The 5,070-nt window shown below is 71.7% G+C and carries 4 protein-coding genes; 1 reads left to right on the top strand and 3 read right to left on the bottom strand.

Annotation, left to right across the window (positions count from 1 at the left end; genetic code table 11):
* The 3 genes from ABD329_RS47235 to ABD329_RS47245 all read right to left on the bottom strand — a co-directional run.
* The coding region (locus ABD329_RS47235) for a biotin/lipoyl-containing protein (RefSeq protein WP_344318186.1) at positions 1-599 on the bottom strand (599 nt) is incomplete at its 3' end.
* Between the two features lie 51 nt (positions 600-650).
* Complete coding sequence (gene lpdA / locus ABD329_RS47240; RefSeq protein WP_198281421.1) at positions 651-2,039, bottom strand: dihydrolipoyl dehydrogenase; 1,389 nt, start codon at positions 2,037-2,039, stop codon at positions 651-653.
* Between the two features lie 299 nt (positions 2,040-2,338).
* Complete coding sequence (locus ABD329_RS47245) at positions 2,339-3,877, bottom strand: leucyl aminopeptidase (RefSeq protein WP_198281422.1); 1,539 nt, start codon at positions 3,875-3,877, stop codon at positions 2,339-2,341.
* A 136-nt stretch (positions 3,878-4,013) separates the two neighbouring features.
* Between ABD329_RS47245 and ABD329_RS47250 the strand changes: the two genes are divergently transcribed.
* Entirely contained in the window at positions 4,014-4,922 is a 909-nt protein-coding gene (locus ABD329_RS47250; RefSeq protein ID WP_214665659.1) for an adenosylcobinamide-GDP ribazoletransferase, read from the top strand.
* The last annotated feature ends 148 nt before the right edge of the window (positions 4,923-5,070 follow it).

Consider the following 5,070-nt stretch of genomic DNA (forward strand, 5'->3'; position numbering starts at 1 on the left):
AGCTTGGCGCCGACCTCGGCGGTCTCGTCCTCGCCGACCAGGATCTCCAGCAGGGTGCCCGCGGCCGGGGCCGGGATCTCGGTGTCGACCTTGTCGGTCGACACCTCGAGCAGGGGCTCGTCGGCCTCGACGGACTCGCCGACCTCCTTGAGCCAGCGGGTGACGGTGCCCTCGGTCACGCTCTCGCCGAGCGCCGGCAGGACCACATCGGTGCCCTCGGCGCCACCGGCCGGAGCGGCGGCGGCAGGGGCGGGGGCCTCGGCGGCGGGCGCCGGGGCGGGCTCGGGCTGAGCCGCCGGGGCGGCCTCGGCCACGGGGGCGGGCTTGGCCGCCGGGGCGGGGGCCTCGGCCGGAGCCGCGCCGCCGTCGTCGATGACGGCCAGCTCGGCGCCGACCTCGACCGTCTCGTCCTCGGCCACCTTGATGGACGTCAGCACACCGGCCGAGGGGGCCGGGATCTCGGTGTCGACCTTGTCGGTCGACACCTCGAGCAGGGGCTCGTCGGCCTCGACGCGCTCACCTTCGGCCTTGAGCCAGCGGGTGACGGTGCCCTCGGTCACGCTCTCGCCGAGCGCCGGCAGGGTTACGGAAACCGCCATGGTGTTCGGTTGCTCCTTAACGATCTTTGGATGGTTCGCGCTCGGGATGAGTCAGTCGTGGGAGTGCAGCGGCTTGCCGGCCAGGGCCAGGTGGGCCTCGCCGAGCGCCTCGTTCTGGGTCGGGTGGGCGTGGACGAGCTGCGCGACCTCGGCCGGCAGCGCCTCCCAGTTGTAGATCAGCTGGGCCTCGCCCACCTGCTCGCCCATCCGGTCACCGACCATGTGGACGCCGACGACGGCACCGTCCCGTACCTGCACGAGCTTGATCTCGCCCGCGGTCTTGAGGATCTTGCTCTTGCCGTTGCCCGCGAGGTTGTACTTCAGGGCGACGACCTTGTCCGCACCGTACAGCTCCTTGGCCTTGGCCTCGGTGATGCCGACGGAGGCGACCTCGGGGTGGCAGTAGGTCACCCGCGGCACGCCGTCGTAGTCCACCGGCACCGGGTTCAGACCGGCCAGCCGCTCGGCCACCAGCATGCCCTCGGCGAAGCCGACGTGGGCCAGCTGGAGGGTGGGGACCAGGTCGCCGACGGCGGAGATGGTCTCCACGTTGGTCCGCATGTACTCGTCGACGAGGACATAGCCGCGGTCCATGGCGACCCCGGCCTCCTCGTAGCCGAGCCCCTGCGAGACCGGGCCGCGGCCGACGGCCACCAGCAGCAGCTCGGCCTCGAAGGTCTTGCCGTTCTCCAGCGAGACCTTGACGCCGTCGGCGGTGTACTCCACGCCCGAGAAGCGGGAGCCGAGGGAGAAGTTGATGCCGCGCTTGCGGAAGGCGCGCTCCAGCAGCTTGGAGCTGTTCTCGTCCTCGACCGGGACGAGGTGGGGAAGCGCCTCGACGATGGTGATGTCGGCCCCGAAGGACTTCCACGCGGAGGCGAACTCGACGCCGATGACGCCGCCGCCCAGCACGATCGCGGACTTCGGCACGCGGTCGAGCACCAGCGCGTGGTCGGAGGAGATGACGCGGTTGCCGTCGATCTCCAGGCCGGGCAGGGACTTCGGCACCGAACCGGTGGCCAGCAGGATGTGGCGGCCGGTGTAGCGCTCGCCGTTCACATCGACAGAGGTCGGGGAGGACAGCCGGCCCTCACCCGTCACATAGGTGACCTTGCGGGAGGCGATCAGCCCCTGGAGACCCTTGTACAGGCCCGAGACCACGCCGTCCTTGTACTTGTGCACACCCTCGATGTCGATGCCCTCGAAGGTGGTCTTCACGCCGAATTCCGAGCCCTCGCGGGCCTGGTCGGCGAGTTCACCGGCGTGCAGCAGCGCCTTGGTGGGGATGCAGCCGCGGTGCAGACAGGTGCCGCCCAGCTTGTCCTTCTCGATCAGGGCGACGTCCAGACCCAGCTGCGCCGCGCGCAGGGCAGCGGCGTAACCGCCGCTACCGCCTCCGAGGATCACTAGGTCGAAAACGGTGCTGGCGTCGTTCGCCACGTCACGTCCTCCATGCATGGTGCGCCGGGGCCGGCCGTTGGTCGGCCGGGCGGCGGCGTGTGTTCGGCCGCTTCTTGCGTCGGCCCTGGTGTCGGGGGCCCTGTCCTGCCGGGACAACATCTTCGCACTTGTTCGGAGGAGGCGGGACGCGGGGCCGCTGTGTGAGAAATCTCCACACCCCAGTTCAGGGGTTACTCCTGCGTATCCGGAACGCGAAGCCCCGTCGATTTCGTTGAGGGCGAAATCGACGGGACTTTCGGCCTATGGCGGCGGGCGTTACGTACGGTGCGGGCCCCGGCTCAGCCGAGGTCGCCGTCGGCGGTGCGCTCGGCCAGCCGCACCAGGGTGCGGACCGCGGCGCCCGTGCCGCCCTTGGGGGTGTAGCCGAACGGACCGGACTCGTTGAACGCCGGACCCGCGATGTCCAGGTGGCCCCAGGTGATCCCGTCCGCCACGAACTCCTTCAGGAAGATGCCGGCCACCAGGCCGCCACCCATGCGCTCGCCCATGTTCGCCAGATCGGCGACCGGCGAGTCGATGCCCTTGCGGAGGTGGTCCGGCAGCGGCATCGGCCAGGACGGCTCGCCGACCTCGCCCGCGATCTCGTGGAGCGTGGTGCGGAACGCCTCGTCGTTCGTCATGATCCCGAACGTGCGGTTGCCCAGCGCGAGGACCATCGCACCGGTCAGCGTCGCCACGTCCACGATCGCGTCCGGCTTCTCCTCACCGGCGCGGGTGATCGCGTCGGCGAGCACCAGCCGGCCCTCGGCGTCGGTGTTCAGCACCTCGACGGTCTTGCCGCCGTACATCGACAGCACATCGCCGGGGCGGGTGGCCGAACCCGACGGCATGTTCTCGGCGAGCGCCAGCCAGCCCGTCAGATTGACCCGCAGGCCCAGCTTCGCGGCGGTGACGACCGCGGCGAACACGGCGGCCGCACCGCTCATGTCGCACTTCATCGTCTCGTTGTGACCGGCCGGCTTGAGGGAGATGCCGCCCGAGTCATAGGTGATGCCCTTGCCCACCAGGGCGAGCGTCTTCTCGGCCTTGGGGTGGGTGTACGCGATCCGCACCAGCCGCGGCGGGGCCTCCGAGCCCTGGCCGACGCCGAGGATGCCGCCGTACCCGCCCTTCTTGAGCGCCTTCTCGTCCAGCACCTCGGTCTTGAGGCCGTGCTCCTTGGCGGCCGCGACCGCCTCGGCCGCGAACGAGGCCGGGTTGAGGAGGTTGGACGGGGTGTTGATCAGGTCACGGGCGCGGTTGACCTCCGCGACGAGGGCGGTGGCGCGCTCGACGGCCGCCTTGTACGCCTTGTCGCGCGGCTTGCCGCCGACGAGGGCGACCTCGGCGAGCGGCCCGTTGTTCTTCTTGTCCTTGTCCTTGTTCTTGGCGTTCCCGCCGTTGCCGTTGCTCTTGTCGTACGAGTACGCCCCGAGCAACGCGCCCTCGGCCACGGCGGTGGCGCCGGCCGGGTCCTCGATCGGCAGCGCGAACGCGCCCTTCTTCGAACCGGACAGCGCACGGGCGGCCGCGCCCGCAGCCCGGCGCAGCGTCTCGGCGTCATAGCCGTCGCCCTTGGCCGGGGCCTCGCCCAGCCCGACCGCCAGCACGACCGGGGCCTTGAGGCCGGACGCGGCGGGCAGTTTGGTCACCTCGCCCTCGGCGCCGGTCGCGCCGAGCGTCTCCAGAACGTCGGCCAGCTTCCCGCCGAACGCCTTGTCCACGGCCTCGGCGCCGACCGCGACGACGGGGCCCTTGGCCCCCTTCGCCACACCGACGACGACGGCGTCCGCGCGCAGTGCTGCGGCGGACGAGGTGCTGAGAGTCAGAGCAGTCACAGTTGTCGGGTCCCTCTTCCGGTAGTTCGTCGGCCGTCATGGATTGGCAGGCCGCGCCCCTCCGCATCGTATGCCCAGGCCCGATTTGGGGCTCTGTTCTCCCCAGCTGCCGCTGGGCGGGATAGCCTTCCGCGCGATGGACACCACGCCGGAGCCGCCGCAGTCGCAGCCGTCCGCACACCCGCCGGAGCCCGAGCCCGAGCCGGAGCCCGAGCGGCCGGAGCATCCGCCGCGGCCCGACTACGATCCGCCGCCCGCACACGCCCCGCGCGCCCCCTGGAGCGATGGGATCCGCTTCGCGTTCGGCACGCTCACGGTGTTGCCCGTACGAGGCACGCGCTGGGACCGGGAGGCGGCGCACGCGGGGATGCTGTGCGCTCCGTTGGCCGGGCTGGCCGTGGGGCTGTGCGCGGCCGCGGTGGGCGGGGTGTCACTGTTCCTGGGCGGCGGGGCGCTGCTCGCGGCCGTGGCCACCGTGGCGATACCCGCCGTACTGACCCGCGGCCTCCACCTCGACGGGCTCGCCGACACCGCGGACGGACTCGGCAGCGGCAAGCCCGCCGAGGACGCGCTGCGCATCATGAAGCGCTCGGACATCGGGCCGTTCGGCGTGATCACGCTGCTGTTCGTCCTGCTCGGGCAGGTGGCGGCCCTGGCCGAGCTCTACGGACAGGACTGGGCGCACGGCGCGGTCGGGGCGGCCGTGGCCGGTGTCACCGCGCGCTGCGCCCTGACCCTCGCGGCCCGCGTGGGGGTTCCGGCGGCGCGCCCGGAGGGGCTGGGCGCGGCGGTCGCGGGCAGTGTGCCGTGGCGCTCCGCCGGTGTCGTGGCGGCGTTGACGGTGGTGGGCTGCGCGGCGGTGGCCGTCCCGTTCGGCCCGTACGACGTCGTCCGTAACGCCTTCGCCGCACTGGCTGCCCTGGCGGCCGCCGAACTCCTCCTGCACCACTGCCACCGCCGCCTCGGCGGGGTGACCGGCGATGTCTTCGGCGCGCTGGCGGAAACGGCCGCCACGACCGCTCTGGTGGTCCTGACCTTCGGCTGATCAGCTGATCGGCTGAGAGGTGTCCGGCGGGTCGTGGCGCCTGCGGCGGGCTTGTTCTTGGGTTCTAGGAGTCGTTGCAACACCCCAGTTCAGGGGATGCGATGGACTTCGAGATTCGTAAGGACCGGACGAGGCCTCAGGGTAGGAA

The organism is Streptomyces javensis, from assembly GCF_039525925.1.
Classification (GTDB): domain Bacteria; phylum Actinomycetota; class Actinomycetes; order Streptomycetales; family Streptomycetaceae; genus Streptomyces; species Streptomyces asiaticus.